Source organism: Streptococcus sp. 20925_1_24 (assembly GCF_041432335.1).
GTDB classification, from domain to species: Bacteria; Bacillota; Bacilli; order Lactobacillales; family Streptococcaceae; genus Streptococcus; species Streptococcus mitis_BM.
In genome coordinates, this window is record NZ_JAPVZM010000018.1 from 1 (window position 1) to 26,218 (window position 26,218).

Genomic DNA, 26,218 nt, shown 5'->3' on the forward strand with positions numbered 1-26,218 from the left:
CTTTTGAAACTGAAGGGTTCAGTTTTGACACCAAATGAATCTTTTCTTTGCGAGCTAGTTGAATATTGTCCTTTCCTGAATAAGCCGCATCACCAATAATAGTCTCGATGTCCAGACTATTTTCCTTTGTTTTGGCATATAACTCAGGTAAATATTTCCCATCGCTTTGTTCACCAGAAGTGACCACACAAGCAGTAATAATCCGTTCATCCGTCATAGCGATATGACTTTTATATCCATAGAAAGAGGTGTCGGCTGTCTTATGTCCAAGCCTAGCCTCCTCCTTAACAGAAGCTTCCAAATGTTCTAAGTCGTCCTCGACAGCCTCTCTTAGGTAATTGAACTTTTGAGAAACAGCCGGTAGGGCTAAGAGTTCCTCGTGTTTTTCAACCACAGCCATTAACTCCTCTGTATAGGTCAACTCTGCTTCGAGGTTATCTTCTTGAGGTTTCTTTGGAAATTCTATTTTGATATCTTCTGAATGTTGATAAATTGTTTTACGTAAAGCTTTTGAACGCTCTCTAAGGATTTCTTGGGGTTTCTTATGATTATAATGAGATTTGGTGTGAGTGGCATCCACAATGAGGATTTTACTCTTAATCAAGTTATGTTCGAGTGCAATTTGAACAGACTTCTGAATCAATACATCAAGCAGTTTATCATCTTTAATTCTTAGCTTTCTAAATTTTGTCAGAGAGGATGGCTCGATAACAGAATCCTCAGGAGCCAGGCCAAGAAAAAATTTAAAGGCCATATCTGACAAGGAACGTCCTACCACATCTACATCTGATAACTTATAAATATCTTTTAACAAGAGATATTTGAACATCATAATCGGTGAATAAGCTTTACGCCCAAAATCGGGACGATAATTCTTTTCTAGTTCATCATAAATAAAGCTAAAATCACAGAGTTCAGTTAGCTGACGTAAAAAGTGGGTTTTAGGAACCACGATATCATACAAACTAGAATAAGGACTGACATCCATAGTTAACTGATTATCAAGCATTATTTCACCTCATCTCTAGTATAACAAAAAAGCCATCAATTTAATGACTTTTTCAGTAGGCTCGAAAAGATAACGGAGTTTTTTGATATCATTTTCCTTTGTTTAAGAAAAGTCAGCCTTGCTTTTGACATCGCTGTATTCTTCAGCGATTTCTTGACTGAGAATATCTTCATAGGCAGGGAGTTGGATGTCCTGACCATATTTCTTCTTGAGGGCAGTAGTGACTAGGCGATAAGCTAGATTGGCATTGCGAGAGAGGATAGGCCCGTGGAAGTAAGAACCAAAGACATTCTTATAATGAACCCCTTCACCGACCTTTTCTTCATTATTTCCATTTCCATAGACAACCTGTCCCAGTGGTTTTTGGTCATCAGAGAGGAAGGTACGGCCCTGGTGATTTTCAAATCCATAGTAGGTTTCATTGAAATCTTCATTGTGAATCTTGATGTCCCCGATAAAGCGGTTATTGATCTGGTTGAGGGTGTAGTGCCCCATAACCCCTAATCCTTCGATGCGTTTTCCTGAAGCTTCAACATAATATTGCCCCAATAGTTGGAAACCACCGCAGATAGCGAGAACCACACCGTCGTTTTGGATGTAGTTGTCAATGCTCTCTTTTTTAGCAGGTAAGTCGTCTGCAATGATACTTTGTTCAAAGTCTTGGCCGCCACCGAAAAAGGCGATATCATAGTGGTTTTCATCAAAATTATCATGAAGTGAAACGATGTCAACGGTCACATGGGCTCCCAGTTTTTCAGCAACATACTTGAGCATGAGAATATTTCCATTGTCCCCGTAGGTATTCATGAGATTTCCGTAGAGGTGGGCAATGTTTAGCTGATAGGGGTAATTGCCAGCTTTTGAGGAAAGTGAAGTATAAACCATTAGTTCATCTCCTTTCTAACAATCTGACGACTAGCCAGCAGTTCGCGGAATTCCAGCATAGCAGTATAGGTAGCCAGGATATAGGCATGCTTGCAGTCTTGGTTCTCAATTGTCTTGAGAACTTGTTCCAGACTACTTGTTTCAGTTATTTTCTCAGCTGGATAGCCTGTTACTCGGAGGCGACGTGCGATTTCAGAATGGCGAACACCGCCAGCGTTAATTTCTGGAATATCCATCTCAGTGATTTGTTCAAAATCAGCATCCCAGATCCAGCTGGTGTCAATGCCGTCTGCATAGTTGGCATTAAGGAGGACAGATAGGCTAAATGGATAAGGTGCTAGTTTGATCATTTCGATAGCTTGGGTCGCACCGACTGGATTTTTAATCAAGACGAGGGTACATTCTTTATCACCGATATGGAAGGTTTCTTGGCGTCCAAAGACAGCACGGCTCTTATCAAATCCCTGCTTGATGAGTTGTGAATCTGCACCAAGGAAACGGGCGATGGCAACCGCAGCTAGGGCGTTGTAGATATTGTAGAGACCACCGATTTGGATACCGTATTCTTGACCGTCAATGACAAAGCGAGAGCGATTGTTGGTCAACTCAACCAATTCTGTCAAGCGATAGTCTAGATCAGGACGTTTGCAGCCACAATTTTCACAGATATAGGCACCCAAGTTGGCATAGGTATTGTGCTCATATTTGAGGATGCCTTGGCAGTCAGGACAGAGGATCCCTTCTGTATTATAGTGAGCCAGCTGGGCTGGACCTTTCTCCAAGTCAAAACCAAAATACTCTACAGGATTTGGAATAGCTGGCTTGTAGAAAAGTGGACTATCTCCATTAAGGAGAACAGTAGCCGTAGGCACCTTACGAATGGCATCCAAAATCATCTTGTAAGTTGTGTAAATTTCACCATAGCGGTCCATCTGGTCACGGAAGATATTGGTGATAACAAATAAGCTTGGCTGGATATAGTCACAGATACGAGATAGACTGGCTTCGTCAATTTCGAGGACGGCAATGTTTTTCCCAGTTTTAGAAGATTTGGCTGTTAAGAAGGTTGTCGCAATTCCTGTAATCATATTGGCACCGCTTGGATTGGTCAGAACTTGACCATAAACCTCTTTTAAAATACCGACAGTGAGGGCAGTTGTCAAGGTTTTTCCGTTGGTTCCAGTGACCACGACAATCTCGTAGTTCTTAGCTAGGTTTTGTAAAATATCTTTATCAAATTGAAGGGCAAGTTTTCCTGGAAGCGTACTTCCACGGCCAAGACGGCTTAAAATGAAGTGGGAAGAACGCCCAGCAAGAAGGCCCAAAGTAGTTTTTAATTTCATGTTTCTATTATATCATAAAAGAGGGAAAAGACAGATTTGATACTCAATGAAAATCAAAGAGCAAACTAGGAAGCTAGCCGCAGGCTGTACTTGAGTACGGCAAGGTGAAGCTGACGTAGTTTGAATTTGATTTTCGAAGAGTATGAGATTTCGCAGAAATGAAAACAGCCCTCAGAGGGCTGTTCAATACGATTGAATCTTAACTTAAATCGCAAATAGGTCATTCAAGTTCTCAGCCAAAGTTGGGTGAGTGAAGATTTGTTTTGTGAAGTAAGTGTAAGGAATCTTGTTGTCCATAGCAACGGTGATGATGTTGATGATTTCTTGAGAACCTTCTGAGAAGATGCTTGCTCCAAGAATTTCTTTTGTTTCAGTATTCACAACAGCTTTGAAGGCTCCGCGAAGGTCTCCATTTACGTGACCACGAGGCATTGCTGCAACAGGGATTTCCTTAACGGCGTATGGAAGTTTCAAATCAGCTGCTTGGCTTTCAGTCAAACCAACTTGTGAAAGTGCAGGTGTGATAAACATGGTGTTTGGTACATTGAGACGGTCTTCAAGTGTGTAGCTACCATCTCCAGCAAGGTAGCTGTAAACAACACGGAAGTCATCAAGTGAAATGTAAGTAAATTGAGGGCCACCGTTGACATCTCCAACTGCAAAGACACCAGGAACGTTTGTTTGACAATGTTTGTCTACTTTAATAGCACCACGTTCAGTTAGTTCAATATCTGTATTTTCAAGTTGAAGTGGTTCTACATTTGGTTTGCGTCCAGTTGAGTAGAGAAGGGCGTCGAAACGGTAAGTTTCGTTTTCAGTTACAAGGAGCACTTGATCACCATCGTTTTTGATTTCAGTAGTGCGTATATTTTGAAGTAATTCAATACCGTCTTCTTCCATATATTGTTTAGCAAGAGCTGCGATGGAAGGTTCTGCACGAGGTAGGAAAGTGTCCAAGGCATCTAGAACTGTGACCTTGCTTCCAAGTTTGTTGTAAAGACCAGCAAATTCAAGACCGATATTTCCGCCACCAAGAATTCCAAGTTTTTCAGGCAATTTGTCCAAGTTTTGAATACCTGTTGAGTCAAAGACGTTTTTGCTTGTAGCAAGTCCAGGGATTGGCAAGACGTTTGAAACAGCACCAGTGTTGATGACGATTGTTTCAGCGGTCAGTTCTTTCTTTTCATCACCAGCTTGGATTTCGATGACTTTATTTGAAAGGAAGTGAGCTTCCGCATCAAAGATGTCCACGCCTGTACCAGCAACAGTAGCATAGTTTTTACCGTTGAGGCGACCAGTGATAGTGTTTTTGGTAGAAATCACTTCTTCAAAAGACAAGTCTTTCTCAGCAGCAACTAGCAAAGTTTTAGTTGGGATACAACCAATGTTGATACAAGTTCCACCATACATAGCTTTACTACGTTCAACGAGGGCAACTTTTTTGCCAGCTGAAGCCAATTTACCAGCTAGTGTTTTACCAGCTTTACCAAATCCGATAACGATTAAATCATAAGTTAACATTTAGAGTTCCTCCTTTTCGACTTTCATTCTAGCACAAGAAAAAAACTTTTGCACAATTCTGCTACGAAAAAGACAGAAAAGCTAAAAACGCTTTCCAGACAAAAAAATAGTAATTTTTTGACAAGCTTGATAAACTAAAATCCTATCTATTTTTATATAAGATAGAATAAATGTTCGAAAATAGGAGGTTTTATGAAATTGAATCGTTATATTATTGCTTTTGCTGGGGTCATTTTACACTTAATGCTGGGTTCGACTTATGCTTGGAGTGTTTATCGCAACCCTATTATTGAAAAAACGGGATGGGATCAGGCTTCTGTTGCCTTTGCCTTTAGTCTAGCAATCTTTTGTTTGGGATTATCGGCTGCATTTATGGGGCGTTTGGTAGAAAAATTTGGTCCGAGAGTCATGGGGAGTCTATCTGCTGTTCTATACGCAGGTGGAAATATCTTAACAGGATTTGCAATAGACCGTCAGGAGCTGTGGTTGTTGTATCTCGCTTATGGCATTTTAGGTGGGCTTGGTTTGGGAGCAGGCTATATTACCCCTGTGTCAACGATTATAAAATGGTTTCCTGATAAACGTGGTCTAGCAACAGGTTTAGCGATTATGGGGTTTGGTTTTGCTTCTTTATTGACTAGTCCCATAGCACAACATCTCATCGCAGGGGTAGGGCTTGTAGAAACTTTTTATATTTTAGGTGCAAGTTACTTTATTATCATGCTCCTAGCTTCACAATTCATTAAGCGTCCAAATGAGCAAGAGCTTACAATTTTATCTGTTTCAGGGAAAGAAAAAACAGCCTCTTTGACGCAAGGAATGGCTGCAAATCAGGCCTTGAAAAGCAATCGGTTTTATATACTTTGGGTTATTTTCTTTATCAACATAGCTTGTGGTTTAGGCTTAATTTCGGCGGCATCTCCAATGGCACAGGAGATGGCTGGCTTGTCTACAAGTCATGCAGCAGTAATGGTGGGCGTTTTAGGGATTTTCAATGGGTTTGGTCGTTTGCTCTGGGCGAGTTTATCTGACTATATCGGTCGCCCTCTAACCTTTAGTATATTACTGCTTGTCAATCTTTTCTTTTCTCTCTCGCTTTGGCTCTTTACAAATTCCGTTTTATTTGTAGTCGCTATGTCTATTTTGATGACTTGCTATGGAGCTGGTTTTTCATTGATTCCAGCTTATCTCAGTGATATTTTTGGAACCAAGGAATTGGTCGCTCTGCATGGATATATTTTAACAGCTTGGGCAATGGCTGGTTTAGCAGGGCCTATTTTATTAGCAGAGACTTATAAAATGGCTCATTCTTACACACAAACCTTGTTCGTTTTTCTCATTTTATATAGTATAGCCTTGGCTTTGTCTTATTATCTAGGTCGTTCAATCAAAAAGGAAAGCCAAAAACCGCTTACATGATTTTCTAGAGAAATTAGGCTATCTTTTGCTTCTCTCTTGTGTTATACTAGATAGGTTGCAAAGAAAACAGTACTTTTCTTTTGTGGAAAAGAAGCAACACGATTTTATATCCAGTATATGAAAATACGTCATAAAAAGAAAAGTATAAACTAAGCCCTATAGGGTGGCTTCGCACCACCTTTAGAAAGAAGAATAACGTGAAATTTAATGAATTAAACTTGTCTGCTGATTTGCTAGCAGAGATTGAAAAAGCTGGTTTTGTAGAAGCCAGTCCGATCCAAGAACAAACCATTCCCTTGGCCCTTGAAGGCAAGGACGTTATCGGTCAAGCTCAGACTGGTACAGGAAAAACTGCAGCCTTTGGCTTGCCTACCCTTGAAAAAATCCGTACAGAAGAGGCGACCATCCAAGCCTTGGTCATCGCTCCAACTCGTGAACTCGCTGTCCAAAGTCAAGAAGAACTCTTCCGCTTTGGTCGTAGTAAGGGAGTCAAAGTCCGCTCAGTATATGGCGGTTCAAGCATTGAAAAACAAATTAAGGCTCTTAAATCTGGTGCCCATATCGTGGTGGGAACTCCAGGTCGCCTCTTGGACTTGATTAAACGCAAGGCCTTGAAATTACAAGATATTGAAACTCTTATCCTTGACGAAGCGGATGAAATGCTCAACATGGGCTTCCTTGAAGATATCGAAGCTATCATTTCTCGTGTCCCTGAAAACCGTCAAACTTTGCTTTTCTCAGCAACTATGCCAGATGCCATCAAACGTATCGGTGTTCAGTTTATGAAAGAACCTGAGCATGTGAAGATTGCGGCTAAGGAATTGACAACAGAATTGGTTGACCAATACTATATCCGAGTTAAAGAACAAGAAAAATTTGATACCATGACACGTCTTATGGATGTGGAACAGCCTGAGCTTGCTATCGTATTTGGTCGTACAAAACGCCGTGTAGATGAATTGACTCGTGGTTTGAAAATCCGTGGCTTCCGTGCAGAAGGAATTCATGGAGACCTAGACCAAAACAAACGTCTTCGTGTCCTTCGTGACTTTAAAAATGGCAATCTTGATGTTTTGGTTGCGACAGACGTTGCAGCGCGTGGCTTGGATATTTCAGGTGTTACCCATGTCTATAACTACGATATTCCACAAGATCCTGAAAGTTATGTTCACCGTATCGGTCGTACAGGTCGTGCTGGTAAGTCAGGTCAGTCGATTACTTTCGTATCACCAAATGAAATGGGCTACCTCCAAATTATTGAAAACTTGACCAAGAAACGCATGAAAGGTCTCAAACCTGCAAGTGCAGAAGAAGCCTTCCAAGCTAAAAAACACGTAGCTCTCAAGAAAATCGAACGTGATTTTGCAGATGAGACTATCCGTGCCAACTTTGAGAAATTTGGTAAGGATGCTCGTAAGCTAGCTGCCGAATTTACTCCAGAAGAATTGGCAATGTATATCTTGAGTCTGACTGTTCAGGATCCAGATAGTCTTCCTGAAGTGGAGATTGCGCGTGAAAAACCACTGCCATTTAAACCATCAGGTAATGGATTCGGTGGCAAAGCTAAGGGAGGTCGTGGAGGCCGTCGTGGGGATGACCGTCGAGATCGTGATCGCCGTGGCAATGGTCGTCGTGATGATTTCAAAAAAGGAAGTCGTGGAAATGATCGTTTTGATAAGGAAAAACGTTACCGTAAGGATAATAAAAAACCACGCAATACTTCAAGCGAAAAGCAAACAGGCTTTGTTATTCGTAACAAGGGCGACAAATAAGAAAAAGCGGTTCAAAATGAATCGCTTTTTTATATAAGGAGACCAAGGGTGAAAGAAGATGGTGATAGCAAAGGATAGGTGAAATGGAAAGGTATTATCCACTCATCTTCTTATGATAATATAATATCAAAAATAAATTAGTTTGTCAATGATAAAAATCTATTTTTCTAAAATATTTCAGCTAGTCTAAATTGCAATTAAATAAGCAATTTTCAGATAATAATTGAAAATTCAAGCTTTTTATGTTATAATGATAGCGATTAAATTCGAGGTGAAAAATGGCACATTTATTAGAAAAAACAAGAAAAATTACTTCTATCCTGAAGCGCTCGGAGGAGCAGTTGCAGGAAGAACTTCCCTACAATGCTATTACCCGTCAACTGGCAGATATTATTGATTGTAATGCTTGTATCGTAAATAGCAAAGGACGTCTCCTTGGCTATTTTATGCGTTATAAAACCAATACAGATCGTGTAGAGCAGTTCTTCCAAACTAAGATTTTTCCGGATGACTACATTCAAGGTGCGAACATGATTTACGATACAGAAGCAAATCTGACAGTTGATCATGATTTGAGTATTTTCCCTGTAGAGAGTCGTTCGGATTTTCCAGATGGCTTGACAACCATTGCACCGATTCATGTATCAGGGATTCGCCTTGGTTCTTTGATTATTTGGCGCAATGATAAAAAATTCGAAGACGAGGACTTGATTCTTGTTGAGATTGCCAGTACCGTTGTTGGGATTCAGCTTCTTAACTTCCAACGAGAAGAAGATGAGAAAAATATCCGTCGCCGTACTGCCGTCACCATGGCAGTCAACACCCTTTCTTATTCAGAACTCCGTGCTGTTTCAGCGATTTTAGGGGAATTAAATGGAAATGAAGGGCAGTTGACTGCGTCTGTGATTGCAGACCGTATCGGAATCACCCGTTCTGTGATTGTCAATGCTCTTCGTAAACTTGAGTCTGCAGGAATTATTGAAAGTCGCTCACTTGGAATGAAGGGAACCTACCTTAAGGTCTTGATTTCAGATATTTTTGAAGAAGTGAAGAAAAGAGATTACTAATGACTAAAGCTTTGATTTCGATTGATTATACAGAAGATTTTGTTGCTGATAGTGGAAAATTGACAGCAGGTGCTCCAGCTCAGGCTATTTCGGAAGCCATTAGTAAGGCGACTCGGTTAGCTTTTGAACGTGGAGATTACATCTTCTTTACCATCGATGCTCATGAAGAAAACGATTGTTTCCATCCAGAAAGCAAGCTATTTCCTCCTCATAATTTGATTGGGACTAGTGGACGGAATTTATACGGAGATTTGGGGACCTTTTATCAAGAACATGGTTCAGATAGTCGTGTCTTTTGGATGGATAAACGCCATTACTCAGCTTTTTCAGGGACTGACCTGGATATCCGCTTGAGAGAGCGTCGAGTGTCTACAGTTATCTTAACAGGAGTTTTGACCGATATCTGTGTCCTACATACAGCTATAGATGCCTATAATCTAGGATATGATATCGAGATTGTTCAACCAGCTGTTGCTTCTATCTGGCCTGAAAATCATCAATTTGCTCTAGGACATTTCAAAAATACACTTGGAGCTAAGTTAGTAGATGAAAAGCTAAATGAAATTTCAGAGTAATTTGGTTGATGAAGTGAAAAAATTTTGAAAAAAAGTGTTGACAAGAGTCCTAAAAGTTGATATACTAGTAAAGTAATCGACGCGGGGATGGCGGAATTGGCAGACGCGCAGGACTAAGGATCCTGTGACCGCTTTAGGTCGTGAGGGTTCAAGTCCCTCTCTCCGCATAGGATAAGAGTTAGCTTAGGCTAGCTCTTTTGTTTTCATCTAATTCAAGTAGAGCAAAAATATTTTTGCTCTTTTTTTGCATTTCATAAACATTTCATATTTGGATTTTATAATAGTCTTACAAATATGGAGGTGACAAATGAATCCAATCCAAAGAGCTTGGGCTTATGTCAGCAGAAAACGACTGAGAAGTTTTATTTTATTTCTGATTTTATTGGTCCTCTTGGCCGGAATTTCTGCTTGTTTGACTTTGATGAAGTCCAATAAAACAGTGGAAACCAATCTTTATAAATCACTCAATACATCTTTTTCTATTAAGAAGATAGAAAATGGTCAGACCTTCAAGTTGTCAGACCTAGCATCTGTAAGCAAGATTAAGGGACTGGAAAATGTCTCTCCTGAACTCGAGACGGTCGCAAAATTAAAAGACAAGGAAGCGGTGAGTGGAGAGCAGAGCGTGGAGCGTGATGATTTGTCAGCTGCAGACAAAAACTTGGTTAGTTTAACAGCTCTTGAGGATTCATCTAAGGATGTGACCTTTACCAGCTCGGCTTTCAATCTAAAAGAAGGGCGACACCTTCAAAAAGGGGATTCAAAGAAAATCATCATCCACGAAGAGTTGGCCAAGAAGAACGGTTTTTCGCTTCATGACAAGATTAGCTTGGATGCTGGACAGTCAGAAGCTGGTAAAGGACAAACAGTAGAATTTGAGATTGTCGGCATCTTCTCTGGTAAAAAACAAGAGAAATTTACAGGTTTGTCTTCTGACTTCAGTGAAAACCAGGTCTTTACAGACTATGAAACTAGCCAAACTCTTTTGGGAAATGGTGAATCTCAAGTCAGTGCAGCTCGCTTCTATGTAGAAAATCCTAAGGAAATGGATGGACTTATGAAGCAGGTGGAAAACTTAGCCTTGGAAAGTCAAGGCTACCAAGTCGAGAAGGAAAGCAAGGCTTTTGAACAAATCAAAGACTCAGTTGCTACCTTCCAAACCTTTCTGACCATCTTCCTTTATGGGATGTTGATAGCTGGAGCTGGAGCCTTAATTTTGGTCTTGTCTCTCTGGTTGAGAGAAAGGGTCTACGAAGTGGGAATTTTACTGGCACTTGGAAAAGGCAAGAGCTCGATCTTCCTACAATTCTGTTTAGAGGTGGTTTTGGTATCTATCGGTGCCTTGCTTCCAGCATTTGTTGCAGGAAACTCCATTACATTTTATCTCCTTCAAACTCTACTAGCAAGTGGAGATCAGGCAAGCTTACAAGATACACTAGCCAAAGCAAGCGGTTTATCAACCAGCATCTTATCTTTTGCAGAATCCTATGTTTTTCTAGTTCTGTTTAGTTGCTTATCTGTAGCCCTTTGTTTCCTATTCTTATTTAGAAAATCACCGAAAGAAATTTTATCATCTATTAGTTAAGAAGGAGAAATCATGACTTTATTACAATTACAAGACCTTACCTACCGTTATAAGAATACTGCCGAAGCAGTTTTATATCAGATCAATTATAATTTTGAACCAGGGAAATTTTACAGTATTATTGGGGAGTCAGGAGCGGGGAAATCGACTCTCTTGTCTCTCCTAGCAGGTCTAGATAGTCCTGTCGAAGGTTCCATCCTCTTTGAAGGGCAGGACATTCGTGACAAGGGATATTCCTACCATCGTATGCACCATATTTCCTTGGTCTTTCAAAATTATAATTTGATAGATTACCTTTCTCCGCTGGAAAATATCCGCTTGGTCAATAAAAAGGCCAACAAGGAGACTCTTCTTGAACTTGGTCTTGACGAAAGTCAGATCAAGCGGAATGTTCTCCAGTTATCAGGTGGACAGCAACAACGGGTTGCCATTGCTCGCAGTCTGGTATCGGAAGCCCCAGTTATCTTAGCCGATGAGCCAACAGGTAATCTAGATCCTAAGACTGCTGGAGATATTATTGAACTTCTCAAGTCTCTTGCTCAAAAAACAGGAAAATGTGTCATTGTCGTAACTCACAGTAAAGAAGTGGCTCAATCATCTGATATTACACTTGAATTAAAGAATAAGAAATTAACAGAAATTCGCAATACTACTAAATAAAAGAGTTTATTCTATTAGAATAAACAAATCAATTCAAATCTAGAAAGGGAACCTATGTTACACAATGCATTTGCCTATGTTACAAGGAAGTTTTTCAAATCAATTGTCATCTTCCTGATTATTCTCCTCATGGCGAGCTTGAGTTTGGTTGGCTTGTCAATCAAGGGAGCTACTGCCAAGGCTTCTCAGGAGACTTTTAAAAATATTACCAATAGTTTCTCCATGCAAATCAATCGTCGCGTCAACCAAGGAACGCCACGTGGTGCTGGGAATATTAAAGGTGAAGATATCAAAAAAATCACCGAAAACAAGGCCATCGAGTCTTATGTGAAACGCATCAACGCTATCGGGGATTTGACAGGCTATGAACTCATCGAAACGCCAGATACCAAGAAAAATCTGACACCTGACCGTGCCAAACATTTTGGAAGTAGCTTGATGATTACAGGTGTCAATGACTCTTCTAAAGAAGACAAGTTTGTCTCTGGTTCTTACAAGCTGGTCGAAGGTGAGCACCTAACCAACGATGACAAGGACAAGATCCTCCTGCACAAGGACTTGGCAGCCAAACACGGCTGGAAAGTTGGCGATAAGGTCAAACTAGACTCTAATATCTACGATGCAGACAATGAAAAAGGTGCCAAGGAAACAGTTGAAGTGACAATCAAGGGACTCTTTGATGGTCACAATAAGTCGGCAGTAACCTACTCACAAGAACTCTATGAAAATACAGCTATCACAGACATTCACACTGCTGCAAAACTTTATGGATACACAGAAGACACAGCTATTTATGGGGACGCAACCTTCTTTGCAACAGCGGACAAGAACTTGGATGATGTCATGAAAGAGTTGAATGGTATCAGTGGTATAAATTGGAAGAGCTATACACTTGTGAAGAGCTCCTCAAACTACCCAGCTCTAGAGCAATCCATTTCAGGTATGTACAAGATGGCCAACCTCCTCTTCTGGGGCAGCTTGAGCTTCTCAGTTCTTCTCCTTGCCCTCTTGCTCAGCCTTTGGATCAATGCCCGTCGCAAGGAAGTGGGAATCCTCCTCTCTATTGGTCTCAAACAGGCAAGTATCTTGGGGCAATTCATCATTGAATCCATCTTGATTGCCATCCCTGCTCTTGTTTCTGCATACTTCCTAGCCAACTACACAGCTCGTGCGATTGGAAATACTGTTCTTGCCAATGTCACTTCAGGTGTTGCCAAACAGGCTAGCAAGGCGGCTCAAGCATCAAATCTTGGTGGCGGTGCAGAAGTAGATGGCTTTAGCAAGACCTTGTCGAGCCTAGATATTTCTATTCAGACATCAGATTTTATCATCGTCTTTGTCCTAGCCTTGGTTCTAGTGGTTCTCGTTATGGCGCTTGCTTCAAGTAATCTCCTTAGAAAACAACCAAAAGAGCTCTTGCTCGATAGTGAATAAGTTTGAAAAAATTAGTCTGGAATAAAGATTGCATCTTGTTTTTCTATTCCAGAATGGTGGATAGAGAATGCATATTTAACAATACAAAATAGAGCCGAAAGCAGTGGTGAAAATCATTAATTTCAATCGCTTTCTTTGTACTTTTGATGCTGGATGTGATATACTAAAATCGTGGAATTCAGTGGAAAGATAATTTACAATTTCTATATTCAAATATGCATAAAAATTTATTCATAATTTGCTTTTAAATAAATAGAAAACTTGTAGATACCTATCCAGACTGCAAAGGTAGATGAGCCTGCTGTGGCTGAGTCTGCTTTTTTTACAAATATAAAATAGTGAGGAAAACAATGAGACAAACAAATGTTAGAGGGACATTATCCCTACGTGGCTTTAGAAAATTGAGAACCGGTGCAATTGTTGCGACAGGTGTGATTTTATTGGGGTTGGGCTTTTTAGCTCCAACTGTTTCAGCTAATGAACAAGATGGTGTTTGGGTAGCCAGAACAGTTGCAGAAGTAAAAGCTGATATTCAAAATATAAACAATTTGTCACACTACACAATTAAGTGGGGAGATACACTGAGTGCTATTAGTGGAGCAACGGGGCTATCTGTTGATAGTTTAGTTGAGATAAATCGTATTGCAAATAGAGATTTGATTTTTGCCAATAATAAATTGTATTTTAGCGAAGAAGCTTTTCTAAAAGATGGAAATACAGAAGTCAAAAGACAGCGAGTGTCGATTGATAATTCTGGTAGCTGTCAAAGTTATGAAGTTGAAACAAAGACAGATACTGTAACTGGAGAGCAAACTACTACAGTTAAACAAACGACACCAGTAGTTGTGGAAACACCAGCAGTATCGGCACCGAAAGCAGATGAGTCAGCGTCTCCAGCACCGAAAGTGGAAGAACCAGCGACCCCAGCGCCAAAAGCAGAAGAACCATCGGCGACAACACCGAAGGCAGAAGAACCAGCGACTCCAGCACCGAAAGAAGAGAAGCCAGCGACACCAGCACCGAAAGAAGAGAAGCCAGCGACTCCAGCGCCAAAAGTGGAAGAGCCAGCGACACCGGCACCGAAAGAAGAGAAGCCAGCAACACCAGCGCCAAAAGCGGAAGAGCCAGCGACACCGGCACCAAAAGCAGAAGAGCCAGCGACACCGGCACCAAAAGCAGAAGAACCAGCAGCAACTGAGCCAAAAGCAGAAGAACCAGCGTCTTCAGCGCCAAAAGCGGAAGAACCAGCGGTTCCAGCACCAAAAGTGGAGGATCCAGCAACACCGGCGCCAAAAGTAGAGAAATCAGTGACTCCAGCACCAAAAGTGGAAGAACCAACGACTCCAGCGCCAAAAGTAGAGGAGCCAGTGACTCCAGCACCAAAAGTGGAAGAACCAACGACTCCAGCGCCAAAAGTGGAAGAACCAGTGACTCCAGCACCAAAAGTAGAGGAACCAACGACTCCAGCGCCAAAAGTGGAAGAACCAACGACTCCAGCGCCAAAAGTGGAAGAGCCATCGACACCAGCGCCAAAAGTAGAGGAGCCATCGACACCAGCGCCAAAAGTAGAGGAGCCATCGACACCAGCGCCAAAAGTAGAGGAGCCATCGACACCCGCACCAAAAGTGGAGGAGCCATCGACACCGGCACCGAAAGCAGAGGAGCCAGTGTCATCAGCACCAAAAGTAGAGGAACCAACGACTCCAGCACCGGTAACCCCAAGCGAAGAAGCACCGGTCACATCAGGCGATACCAATTCCACTGCACAGCCAGCTGGAGAAACAGGTAACTCTGAAACAACTGCAGAACCTTCCAATACTCCATCTACAGATGCTACAAATGATTCAGGTAATGCAGCAACATCAAGTCCGGTAACAGATGATACTACTTCAAACACAGGGACTACAGAACAACCTGTAGCTTCAAATCCAAGTTCTGAAGTTCCAGCGCCAAAGGTGGATGAGCCAGTGGCACCAGCGCCAAAAGCAGAAGAACCAGCAGTGTCCGCACCGAAAGCAGATGAATCAGGTTCTTCAGTTGAATCTCCATCAACAGGCAATCATTCAGACGAGTCAGGAACACCATCTGAAACTCCTACAGGTGACTCAACAGCTACCCAACCAAGTGATTCAACATCGTCACCAGTAACCCCAAGCGAAGAAGCACCGGTCACATCAGGCGATACCAATTCCACTACACAGCCAGCTGAAGAAACAGGTAACTCTGAAACAACTGCAGAACCTTCCAATACTCCATCTGCAGGTGCTACAAATGAAGCAGGGAATTCAGAGTCATCAAGTTCAGTAACAGATGATACTACTTCAAATGTGGAAACTATAGATCAACCTGTAGCTTCAAATCCAAGTTCTGAATCACCGGCGACTCCAGCACCAAAATCAGACGAGCCAGCGACCCCCGCACCAAAAGTGGAAGAACCAGTGACACCGGCACCAAAAGACGGTGAATCAGGTTCTTCAGTTACATCTCCATCAACAGGTAATCATTCAGACGAGTCAGGAGCGCCATCTACAACTCCTACAGGTGACTCAACAGCTACCCAACCAAGTGATTCAACATCGTCACCGGTAACCCCAAGTGAAGAAGCACCGGTCACATCAGGCGATACCAATTCCACTACACAGCCAGCTGGAGAATCAGGTAGCTCTGAAACAACGTCAGAACCTTCCAATACTCCATCTGAGGAAGCTACAAATGATTCAGGGAATGCAGCAACATCAACTCCGACTCCAGCAACATCAACTCCAGAACCAAAATCAGAAGAAGAACTTAAGAAGGAAGAAACCTTGAAGTCAGCTAAAAAGGAGAGTATAGATGACAATATTGGTGAAGTTGTTAAAATAAAAGCAGATGCGATTGAAAAAGTTCCTGATGCAGATGAAAAGGCAAGATTAAAAGAAGCATTAAAGGCGTTACAAGATAAAGCGATAGAAGAAATTAACAAAGCAAAAGACGATGAAGAAGTAGCTACTGTTACAGAAAAATATCAAAATGAAATCAATGCATTGGATGTTCCAGGTGAAGAAGTTTCAAGTCCGAATTATGGTAGAGAAGGCTTGACCAATAATGGTCCTGGTGGAACTACTATTGACAATGGAAGCACAGCGATTGGTCATGGTGCAAGTGGGACTTCCAGATCAGCAACAGCATCTCCAACACAACCTTCTTCAACTTCAGAAAGAGGTTCAAGTTTTAGAAATGCTCCATCAGTTCAAGCAAGAGCAAGAAGAGTGGCACGTTCAACATCAGAACCAGATGGAACTGTAAATATTAGCTATAACTTCGCTGGAATGCCAGATATTCATGGCTTCCTATCTGATCCGGGAGAAAATAACACTGTCACAATTCCTGCTGGAACGAGTGAAGCACAGGCAAAAGAATTAGTAAAAGAAAAAATTCAAGCTAAGATAAAAGACCTAGCTACTAGAGGGTATCATGTGAAAAATGACATTATTTTTGAGCAAGATACTACTGTGAAAAATTATAACTACGTTGTCACATTCACTAAGGAGGCTACAGGAACTTCAGGTTTCAGAATGGCTCCAGCAGTTCAACCACGCGCTAGCAGAAATCGTAGAAGTCTAGAACAGCCAGCTCCTCAAAAGGTCAAAGTCAATGTTTTTTATAACTTTGATCAAATGAAAGATATTGCAGGTTTCCTAGGAGATATCAATGGAACTTCTCTTGAAGTCGCGGAAGGTTTATCAAATGAACAGGTTAAAGCAGCTGTCAAGAGCCAAGTTGATGCTAAGAAAGAAGAGTTGAGCAAACGTGGCTATACTTTCAAAGAGGACTATGTCTATCAAGCGAATGGGAAAGATTATAATTACGTTGTAACATTTTCAAAAGCAGCTAAATAATTTTCATTCTATAGAGAGTGAAATGCAAGCAGAGAGAGCGATAGGCTCTCTTTGTTTTATCTAGTGGTCAGTTGATTACATACAAAAGGCCAGTAAGAGGCTATAATAGAAAATAGATTAGGTATTTATTCTAATACTCTTCGAAAATCTCTTCAAACCACGTCAGCGTCGCCTTACCGTAGGTATGGTTACTGACTTCGTCAGTTCTATCCACAACCTCAAAACAGTGTTTTGAGCTGACTTTGTCAGTTCTATCTACAACCTCAAAGCAGTGCTTTGAGCAACCTGCGGCTAGCTTCCTAGTTTGCTTTTTGATTTTCATTGAGTATAAGAAAAATAAAAAATAGAGAGCAGTTAAAGTATGAAAATTTTAATTGTAGAAGATGAAGAGATGATCCGTGAGGGGGTCAGTGATTATTTGACGGATTGTGGCTATGAAACTATTGAGGCGGCGGATGGTCAGGAAGCCTTAGAAAAATTTTCCAGCTATGAAGTAGCCTTAGTTTTACTGGATATCCAGATGCCTAAGCTCAACGGTCTAGAAGTCCTAGCTGAGATTCGTAAAACCAGCCAGGTTCCTGTCCTGATGTTAACAGCCTTTCAAGATGAGGAATACAAGATGAGTGCCTTTGCTTCGCTAGCAGATGGTTATCTGGAAAAACCATTCTCCCTCTCCCTCTTAAAAGTGAGGGTGGACGCGATTTTCAAGCGCTACTATGATACAGGACGAATCTTCTCTTATAAGGATGCCAAGGTGGATTTTGAGAGCTATAGTGCCAGCCTCGCAGGTCAAGAAGTCGCCATCAATGCTAAAGAGTTGGAAATTCTGGATTATTTGGTTAAAAATGAAGGAAGGGCCTTGACTCGATCTCAGATTATTGATGCTGTCTGGAAGGCGACAGATGAGGTTCCCTTTGACCGTGTTATTGATGTCTATATCAAGGAATTGCGGAAAAAGCTAGATTTGGACTGCATCCTCACTGTGCGCAATGTTGGTTATAAATTGGAGCGAAAATGAAACGAACAGGTTTGTTTACAAAGATATTTCTCTATACCTTCTCGATTTTTAGTGTTCTGGTTATCTGTCTTCATTTAGCCATTTATTTTCTCTTTCCCTCGACTTATCTGAGCCACCGTCAGGAAACCATTGGTCAGAAGGCAACAGCCATTGCTCAGTCCCTAGAAGGGAAGGATAGGCAGAGTATCGAGCAAGTCTTAGACCTGTATTCCCAGACCAGTGATATCAAGGGAGCAGTCAAGGGAGAGATGACTGAGGACAAGTTAGAAGTCAAGGAAAGTCTTCCTCTGGACACGGACCGACAGACCACCTCCCTCTTTATCGAGGAGCGCGAGGTGAAAACGCAAGATGGTGGCACCATGACTATCCAGTTTATAGTGTCCATGGACTTGCAAAAGGAAGCGGAGCAGATCAGTCTCCAGTTTCTCCCCTATACCTTGCTGGCATCATTTTTGATTTCTCTCTTGGTGGCCTACATCTATGCTCGGACCATTGTTGCCCCGATTTTGGAAATCAAGCGGGTGACCCGACGGATGATGGCTTTGGATGCCCAAGTGCGATTACGTGTGGATTCTAAGGATGAGATTGGTGATCTCAAGGAACAAATCAATAGCCTTTACCAGCATCTTTTGACTGTTATTGCGGACTTGCATGACAAGAATGAAGCTATTCTCCAACTTGAGAAGATGAAGGTTGAGTTCTTACGTGGAGCTTCTCATGAATTGAAAACACCTCTGGCTAGTTTGAAAATCCTGATCGAAAACATGAAAGAAAATGTCGGTCGCTATAAGGATAGAGATCACTATCTGGGAGTTGCTTTAGGAATTGTGGATGAGCTCAATCACCACATTCTCCAGATACTTTCTCTCTCTTCTGTGCAGGAATTACGAGATGATAGGGAAACAATTGACCTACACCAGATGACGCAAAGTCTGGTTAAGGATTATGCCTTACTAGCCAAGGAAAGAGAACTCCAGATTGATAATAGTTTGAACCATCAGCAGGCTTATCTAAATCCATCTGTGATGAAGTTGATTCTTTCTAACCTCATCAGCAATGCTATCAAGCACTCCACTCTAGGTGGCTTGGTTCGAATTGGTGAAAGAGAAGGGGAACTTTTTATCGAGAATAGCTGTAGTCCTGAAGAACAAGAAAAACTGGCCCAGTCTTTTTCTGATAATGCCAGTCGCAAGGCCAGGGGGTCTGGGATGGGGCTCTTTGTTGTTAAAAGTTTATTAGAACATGAAAAATTAGCTTATCGTTTTGAAATGCAGGAGAATCGTTTAACTTTCTTCATAGCTTTTCCAAAAGTTGCCCAAGACTAGGCAGAGAAAGGGTTTACATAGATGAAGCTAGAAGAAATTCAATTGAAACTGCGGGAAAAACTAGATTTTTTTGTCAAAAAGTGATAAAATGAACAATGTAAATGGGATGACCCATAAAAATATACAGGAGGCCTGATAAAATGGCAATCGTTTCAGCAGAAAAATTTGTCCAAGCAGCTCGTGACAACGGTTATGCAGTTGGTGGATTTAACACAAACAACCTTGAGTGGACTCAAGCTATCTTGCGCGCAGCAGAAGCTAAAAAAGCTCCAGTTTTGATCCAAACTTCAATGGGTGCTGCTAAATACATGGGTGGTTACAAAGTTGCTCGCAACTTGATCGCTAACCTTGTTGAATCAATGGGTATCACTGTACCAGTAGCTATCCACCTTGATCACGGTCACTACGAAGATGCACTTGAGTGTATCGAAGTTGGTTACACTTCAATCATGTTTGACGGTTCACACCTTCCAGTTGAAGAAAACCTTAAATTGGCTAATGACGTTGTTGAAAAAGCACACGCTAAAGGTATCTCAGTAGAAGCTGAAGTTGGTACTATCGGTGGTGAAGAAGACGGAATCATCGGTAAAGGTGAATTGGCTCCAATCGAAGACGCTAAAGCAATGGTTGAAACTGGTATCGACTTCTTGGCAGCTGGTATCGGTAACATCCACGGTCCTTACCCAGCAAACTGGGAAGGTCTTGACCTTGATCACTTGCAAAAATTGACAGAAGCTCTTCCTGGATTCCCAATCGTATTGCACGGTGGTTCAGGTATTCCTGATGAACAAATCCAAGCAGCTATCAAACTTGGTGTTGCCAAAGTTAACGTTAACACAGAATGCCAAATCGCATTCGCTAACGCAACTCGTAAATTTGCTCGTGACTACGAAGCAAACGAAGCAGAATACGACAAGAAAAAACTCTTCGACCCACGTAAATTCTTGGCTGACGGTGTAAAAGCTATCCAAGCATCAGTTGAAGAACGTATCGACGTATTCGGTTCAGAAGGTAAAGCTTAATCTAGCTGAATAATACATACAGAACCTGCCCATTGGGTGGGTTTTTTGATGTTCCAATGATTTAATTTGGAGATTATGTAAGTATTATTTACTAATTATTGATTTTAGAGAAATTTAGAATATAACATTTGTTATGGATAATATGATATTTTTATTGACAAATAAATATTGAGGTTATAATATAGATTTATGAAGTGAATAAAATAATAGTACTACTTTTTATGTTTGATTATTTCTAATTTGAGGATTAATTATTTAAGGAGTGATTTGATGGAATATGATTTTAAATATTTAGTCGCTAAATATACATTACCAGGAGCAAGGGAAAAATTTGAAAAGATATGTATTGAGATATTTCAAGAAGAATTTGGACCTTTAGTGAAGGGGACTACGGTATCACAAGGAGATGATGGCATCGATGTTCTAGTTGGTGACTTAGATGATAGACCATCAATTTATCAGTGTAAATTTTTTATTGATGGGATTGAAGATTCACAGAAACAACAAATTAGAGAATCGTTTAGAAAAGTGATTACCAAGCATCCCAATATTTCTTCTTGGTATTTATGTGTACCAATAGGCTTAAATATAAATGAGCTATTATGGTGGTCAAGATGGAAAAGTAAAATGAAGGCTGAACATAAAATAAAGATAGAGTTGTGTGATGGAGCTTTTTTACTAAAAGAATTTAAGAAATGTAGTAGTTATAAATCAACATTTGATGATGATATCAGAAATGATTTAGAACAGATTAAAATGTCTATTGAAGCCAGTAATAAAAGGGTTTACGAAGAAATATTATATGGAGAAGATGAGATAGAAGAAATCTCAGAAATGTACAATGACACTATATTTATATCAATGTTGAAGAGTGCACAAATAGCCGAGGTTGATGATTTCAAAGTTGATTTTTATAATGCAGAAATTGCTAGACATGAGTCTTTGAGCAAAGATGACATCAATGGGAAAAAACAGTATGATAATTTAAGACAGAAGATACATTCTATTTGGAAGACCCAATATCGTCTGTACAAACATCCTAATGATGGTAATGGTTTAATAAATCAAACTTATCTTAGAATCGAAGATTTAGATTCTAGTACTTTAGGAAGCCCGATAAGTGATTTTAATTTATTAGCTAAGAAGGGCATCTTACATCAACTTGCTGACGATAAGAAACTAGGATGGATTGATAATTTTATAGAAGTATTGGATAAGTATATGGAGGGAAAAGATGCTGGAGATAATTGAGAACATAAGTTTTCAAGAATATTGTTTGACCCGAAATAGGGTTGCGATACTATTGAATATTTTAGGAAAAGAGCACAAGAAAGATACAACTCAAGAAAAGTTGATTATTAGTGATTTTTTTCTAAAATTTCCAGAATTACTCTCTGATGAAATAAAGGTTGGAAGATTTGATATAAAGTACTCCTATTTCCATTGGAAACCTAATTATAAACTGTATAATGCAGTTCTTGCAGATTTATTAGCTAGAAATATTATTACATTTAACTCTTTGAATAACAGATATGCCATTACAGATAAAGGAGAAAAATTTATTATTGAATTATTTAGTGAAAAGGGGATAGATTGGAGTAAGATACTACAATCTTGTGATTTTATAATTTCTAACGTGTTAAATAAGTCAACGTCAGCAGGACAAATGATGATACAAAGTAAATTAGATTGTATACGAGGTAATTGAATGAAATTATTGTTAAAGACTCTCAGATTAATAGGTGTTAGAAAAAATTATGAGGTTCATTTTCATAAAGGATTGAATTATATTTCAGGTCCAACTTCAACAGGAAAAACTGCAATTCTAGAATTAATAGATTATGCTTTTGGAAAAAAGAATCATAAATCGTATATTGAAATTGGAGAAAGTTGTACGGATGTGGAATTGGAATTTTATATATCAGAGAATCTATATAAGATTAAAAGACCATTGTCAGCTTTTAAAGAACCTGTTCTGTTACAGACTTACGATAGAGTCAAAGAAAAATTTGCACAAGCGCGTGTCTTGGAAATTGATGCTCCTTCAAATGAAAAATCATTATCATACTTTTTGTTATCGAAACTTAATTTAACTAATTTAACCATTAGAGGAGACGATTTTAGTTTTAGAGATTTATTTAAATTTTCATATTTAAAACAGACAAAGATTGATAATGAAAACATTCTTAATGAGCAGAACTGGGTGCATAATGGAAAAGAAAAAGCAACATTTGAGATTATTTTAGATATCTATGATAGTTTACTAGCTGATTTGCAACAGAGTCTTAAAATTAAAAAAGAGAACTTAAAGGTAAAAGAGATTAGATATGGTGCTGTAAAAGAATTTCTAAAAACGGCAGAGATAGAGGATTATGAAACAGTGCAAGAGAAATCTGTTGACATTGATTCTAAACTAGGGGAGATTAGTTCTAAAATAGAAAAATATAAATCGGATATTCTGAAAATAGAAGTGGGAAATGATGTCAATGAATTGGTAGTATTTATTAGTGTTCAAAAAGAAAAGTTAAGTAATCTAAGAAATAAATTTTCAGATCAAGAACAGTATATACAAAAATTACAGTTACTAGAAAATCAATATTTTTCTGATATTGAAAAAGTTAATGAACAGATAGCAGGTATCAAAGCAATTAATAAATACGAATACTTGTATTGTCCAAATTGCTTACGACCGATTTCACTTCACGAAGAAGCGAGTTGTTTATTGTGTCATCAGAATATGGATGATATTGTAATTGAAATTAACGATTTGAAAAAGGAACGAAAAAAACTTACAAAAAAGAAAAATGAGCTTCACACTTATATTGATTCAGAAAAGGAAAAAAATATTAGAGTAGGCTCAGAAATAAACAAATTACAGGATAATATTAACTCCGATGAAGAGAAGTTAGATCGTTTAACCAGACAATATATAAATCCCTTGGCTACAGAAATTAGTTTGCTATCAATTAAAAGCGGTCAATTATATGAAGAAAAGAAATCTCTAAATGAGAGCCTGAAATTTATTGAGGAACTTACAAAGTTGGAAATGTTGCTTTCTGAAAAGAGGATAGAAGTTGAAGGGATAGAAGAACAAATTGAACGACAAAAATATAAGGATGCCAAAGAGGACAAGTTGAAACAACTGTCTGAAACATTTTCAACTATATTATCATCTTTTGAGTTTCCAAATCTATATGAAGCCTATATTGATACAAAGAGTTATTTACCTTATGTGAGGGGCCGTAAATACAGTGATTTAGGTAGTTTAGGAGCTGTGACTCTGATAACAATGGCATATTACCTATCAATAATGATTTGTTCAAAAGTGCAAACTGGTAACCATTTAGGATTGTTGATGATTGATACTCCTAGGAAAAACTTAGGGGCTTCCTCGACAAGTACAGAGTTTAGAGACGAAAAAATATATGAATCTATAATTAATTATTTTCTTCAGCTTGGAAAAGAATGTAAAAATGACTTTCAGTTAATTGTTGTAAATAATGGTTATCCATCAGATTTTTCACTGGATTATATTGTTAAAGAATTTTCTTCTGATGGTCATGATGGGTTGATTGATGATTATGGTCGTGTTTAATATATTTCAGATTGTTTATTTTCAGTCAAATATCTAGCCTGCCCATTGGGTGGGTTTTTTGGTGTTTTAAGGAGACTATTAAACCAGAATTTTTGAATAAAAGTATTATTTTAAGAGAGGAATCTCTAATTTTATAAACTTTAGGCAAACGCTTGCATTCTATTTTTTATTGGATTATAATAGTTTGGTATAAAGCCTTTTGTAGTAATAAAATGTAGAAGGTATAGAAACTAAGGATTTAGAATATTTGTAGTCAAAAATACAATGTTGCTATTCCTTGCGATAGGGAGATAGATATGGCAATGATAGAAGTGGAACATCTTCAGAAAAATTTTGTGAAGACTGTTAAGGAACCGGGCTTGAAGGGTGCTTTGCGCTCCTTCATTCATCCTGAAAAGCAGACCTTTGAAGCGGTCAAAGATTTGACCTTTGAGGTTCCTAAGGGGCAGATTTTAGGCTTTATCGGGGCCAATGGTGCTGGGAAGTCGACAACCATTAAAATGCTGACTGGGATTTTAAAACCGACATCTGGTTTTTGTCGGATTAACGGCAAGATTCCACAGGACAATCGTCAAGATTATGTCAAGGATATTGGAGTGGTCTTTGGACAACGTACCCAGCTATGGTGGGATTTGGCTCTGCAAGAGACCTACACTGTCTTAAAAGAGATTTACGATGTGCCAGACTCGCTCTTTCATAAGCGCATGGATTTTTTGAATGAAGTCTTGGATTTGAAGGACTTTATCAAGGACCCCGTGCGGACTCTTTCATTGGGGCAGCGCATGCGGGCGGATATTGCAGCTTCCTTGCTTCACAATCCCAAGGTTCTCTTTTTAGATGAGCCGACCATTGGTTTGGACGTTTCGGTCAAGGATAATATTCGTCGGGCTATTACCCAAATCAATCAGGAGGAAGAAACTACTATTCTCTTGACCACTCATGATCTGAGTGATATTGAGCAACTTTGTGATCGGATTTTTATGATAGACAAGGGGCAGGAGATTTTTGATGGAACGGTGAGCCAGCTCAAGGAAACATTTGGCAAGATGAAGACTCTTTCCTTTGAACTGCTACCAGGTCAAAGTCATCTCCTTTCTCACTATGAAGGCTTTTCAGATATGACAATTGATAGACAAGGGAATAGTCTTAATATTGAATTCGATAGTTCTCGCTACCAGTCAGCTGATATTATCAAGCAAACCCTGTCTGATTTTGAAATCCGCGATTTGAAGATGGTGGATACGGATATCGAGGATATTATCCGTCGCTTCTATCGAAAGGAGCTCTAAGATGGTCAAATTGTGGAGACGTTATAAACCCTTTATCAATGCAGGTGTTCAGGAGCTGATCACCTATCGAGTCAACTTTATTCTCTATCGGATAGGCGATGTCATGGGTGCTTTTGTGGCTTTTTATCTCTGGAGGGCAGTCTTTGATTCCTCCCAGGAGTCTTTGATTCAGGGCTTTAGTATGGCAGATATCACCCTCTACATCATTATGAGTTTTGTGACCAATCTTCTGACTAGGTCAGATTCGTCCTTTATGATTGGGGAGGAGGTCAAGGATGGTTCTATCATCATGCGCTTGTTGAGACCGGTGCATTTTGCGGCTTCTTACCTCTTTACCGAGCTTGGTTCCAAGTGGTTGATTTTTATCAGCGTTGGCCTTCCATTTTTAAGTGTCATTGTCTTGATGAAAATCATATCGGGTCAAGATATTGTAGAGGTGCTAGGATTAACAGTCCTTTATCTTTTTAGCTTAACGCTGGCCTATCTGATTAACTTTTTCTTTAATATCTGCTTTGGATTTTCTGCCTTTGTGTTTAAAAATCTTTGGGGTTCCAACCTACTTAAGACTTCCATAGTGGCTTTTATGTCTGGAAGTTTGATTCCCTTGGCCTTCTTTCCAAAGGTTGTTTCAGATATTCTATCCTTCCTGCCTTTTTCATCCTTGATTTACACTCCGGTCATGATTATCGTTGGGAAATACGATGCCAGTCAGATGATTCAGGCGCTCGCTTTGCAGTTTTTCTGGCTCTTAGTGATGGTGGGCTTGTCTCAGTTGATTTGGAAACGAGTCCAGTCATTCATTACCATTCAGGGAGGTTAGT

At 39.7% G+C, this 26,218-nt stretch carries 20 protein-coding genes and 1 tRNA gene; 17 read left to right on the forward strand and 4 right to left on the reverse strand.

Annotation, left to right across the window (positions count from 1 at the left end; all coding sequences use genetic code 11):
- From O3650_RS08815 to O3650_RS08830, 4 genes are all read right to left on the reverse strand, one after another.
- Window positions 1-1,009: transposase (locus O3650_RS08815; protein WP_371491948.1), on the reverse strand; the 1,009-nt coding region annotated here is incomplete at its 3' end.
- Between the two features lie 102 nt (window positions 1,010-1,111).
- Window positions 1,112-1,894 (reverse strand): lipid II isoglutaminyl synthase subunit GatD, encoded by a 783-nt coding sequence (gene gatD, locus O3650_RS08820; RefSeq protein ID WP_153193853.1) that lies wholly within the window; start codon window positions 1,892-1,894, stop codon window positions 1,112-1,114.
- On the reverse strand, window positions 1,894-3,237 hold the full coding sequence (gene murT / locus O3650_RS08825; RefSeq protein WP_153193852.1) for a lipid II isoglutaminyl synthase subunit MurT: 1,344 nt from the start codon (window positions 3,235-3,237) through the stop codon (window positions 1,894-1,896). The genes gatD and murT overlap by 1 nt, the downstream gene beginning before the upstream one ends.
- Window positions 3,238-3,441: 204 nt before the next feature.
- Complete coding sequence (locus O3650_RS08830) at window positions 3,442-4,758, reverse strand: FAD-containing oxidoreductase (RefSeq protein ID WP_153193851.1); 1,317 nt, start codon at window positions 4,756-4,758, stop codon at window positions 3,442-3,444.
- Between the two features lie 192 nt (window positions 4,759-4,950).
- On the opposite strand from O3650_RS08830, the gene O3650_RS08835 reads away from it, so the two are divergent.
- The 17 genes from O3650_RS08835 (at window position 4,951) to O3650_RS08915 (ending at window position 26,217) form a co-directional block, all read left to right on the forward strand.
- Entirely contained in the window at window positions 4,951-6,177 is a 1,227-nt protein-coding gene (locus tag O3650_RS08835; protein WP_261074518.1) for an OFA family MFS transporter, read from the forward strand.
- A 197-nt stretch (window positions 6,178-6,374) separates the two neighbouring features.
- Window positions 6,375-7,949, forward strand: a complete 1,575-nt coding sequence (locus O3650_RS08840) for a DEAD/DEAH box helicase (RefSeq protein ID WP_033688371.1) — start codon at window positions 6,375-6,377, stop codon at window positions 7,947-7,949.
- 278 nt (window positions 7,950-8,227) lie between these two features.
- On the forward strand, window positions 8,228-9,016 hold the full coding sequence (gene codY, locus O3650_RS08845) for a GTP-sensing pleiotropic transcriptional regulator CodY (RefSeq protein WP_000940740.1): 789 nt from the start codon (window positions 8,228-8,230) through the stop codon (window positions 9,014-9,016).
- Window positions 9,016-9,591 carry an isochorismatase family cysteine hydrolase gene (locus O3650_RS08850; protein WP_153193849.1) on the forward strand — a complete coding sequence of 192 codons (576 nt, stop codon included), beginning with the start codon at window positions 9,016-9,018 and terminating at the stop codon, window positions 9,589-9,591. Before codY ends, O3650_RS08850 begins: the two co-directional genes overlap by 1 nt.
- An 81-nt stretch (window positions 9,592-9,672) precedes the next feature.
- Window positions 9,673-9,758: transfer RNA gene (locus O3650_RS08855), tRNA-Leu, on the forward strand.
- A 140-nt stretch (window positions 9,759-9,898) separates the two neighbouring features.
- Window positions 9,899-11,176: an ABC transporter permease gene (locus O3650_RS08860; protein WP_261083485.1), complete on the forward strand. Its 1,278-nt coding sequence runs from the start codon at window positions 9,899-9,901 to the stop codon at window positions 11,174-11,176.
- 12 nt (window positions 11,177-11,188) lie between these two features.
- Window positions 11,189-11,836: an ABC transporter ATP-binding subunit Vex2 gene (gene vex2 / locus O3650_RS08865; RefSeq protein WP_261074520.1), complete on the forward strand. Its 648-nt coding sequence runs from the start codon at window positions 11,189-11,191 to the stop codon at window positions 11,834-11,836.
- Between the two features lie 54 nt (window positions 11,837-11,890).
- Window positions 11,891-13,270 (forward strand): ABC transporter permease subunit Vex3, encoded by a 1,380-nt coding sequence (gene vex3, locus O3650_RS08870; RefSeq protein ID WP_261074521.1) that lies wholly within the window; start codon window positions 11,891-11,893, stop codon window positions 13,268-13,270.
- Window positions 13,271-13,620: 350 nt separating this feature from the next.
- Window positions 13,621-17,148 (forward strand): LysM peptidoglycan-binding domain-containing protein, encoded by a 3,528-nt coding sequence (locus O3650_RS08875; RefSeq protein ID WP_371491952.1) that lies wholly within the window; start codon window positions 13,621-13,623, stop codon window positions 17,146-17,148.
- A 361-nt stretch (window positions 17,149-17,509) separates the two neighbouring features.
- Window positions 17,510-18,166 (forward strand): response regulator transcription factor VncR, encoded by a 657-nt coding sequence (gene vncR / locus O3650_RS08880; RefSeq protein ID WP_261029624.1) that lies wholly within the window; start codon window positions 17,510-17,512, stop codon window positions 18,164-18,166.
- A complete protein-coding gene (gene vncS, locus O3650_RS08885) occupies window positions 18,163-19,491 on the forward strand; it encodes a sensor histidine kinase VncS (protein WP_261083494.1) in 1,329 nt (442 codons plus the stop codon). Before vncR ends, vncS begins: the two co-directional genes overlap by 4 nt.
- 140 nt (window positions 19,492-19,631) lie before the next feature.
- Window positions 19,632-20,513 (forward strand): class II fructose-bisphosphate aldolase, encoded by an 882-nt coding sequence (locus O3650_RS08890; protein ID WP_261083495.1) that lies wholly within the window; start codon window positions 19,632-19,634, stop codon window positions 20,511-20,513.
- A 270-nt stretch (window positions 20,514-20,783) separates the two neighbouring features.
- Window positions 20,784-21,764, forward strand: coding sequence for an ABC-three component system protein (locus O3650_RS08895; protein ID WP_261083497.1), 981 nt, complete (start codon window positions 20,784-20,786; stop codon window positions 21,762-21,764).
- Window positions 21,748-22,221, forward strand: coding sequence for a hypothetical protein (locus O3650_RS08900; RefSeq protein WP_000889685.1), 474 nt, complete (start codon window positions 21,748-21,750; stop codon window positions 22,219-22,221). The genes O3650_RS08895 and O3650_RS08900 overlap by 17 nt, the downstream gene beginning before the upstream one ends.
- On the forward strand, window positions 22,222-24,108 hold the full coding sequence (locus tag O3650_RS08905) for a DNA recombination protein RecN (RefSeq protein ID WP_261083498.1): 1,887 nt from the start codon (window positions 22,222-22,224) through the stop codon (window positions 24,106-24,108). It begins immediately after the preceding gene.
- Between the two features lie 296 nt (window positions 24,109-24,404).
- A complete protein-coding gene (locus O3650_RS08910) occupies window positions 24,405-25,397 on the forward strand; it encodes an ATP-binding cassette domain-containing protein (RefSeq protein ID WP_001240787.1) in 993 nt (330 codons plus the stop codon).
- 1 nt (window position 25,398) lies between these two features.
- On the forward strand, window positions 25,399-26,217 hold the full coding sequence (locus O3650_RS08915) for an ABC transporter permease (RefSeq protein WP_371491956.1): 819 nt from the start codon (window positions 25,399-25,401) through the stop codon (window positions 26,215-26,217).
- Window position 26,218: the final 1 nt, after the last annotated feature.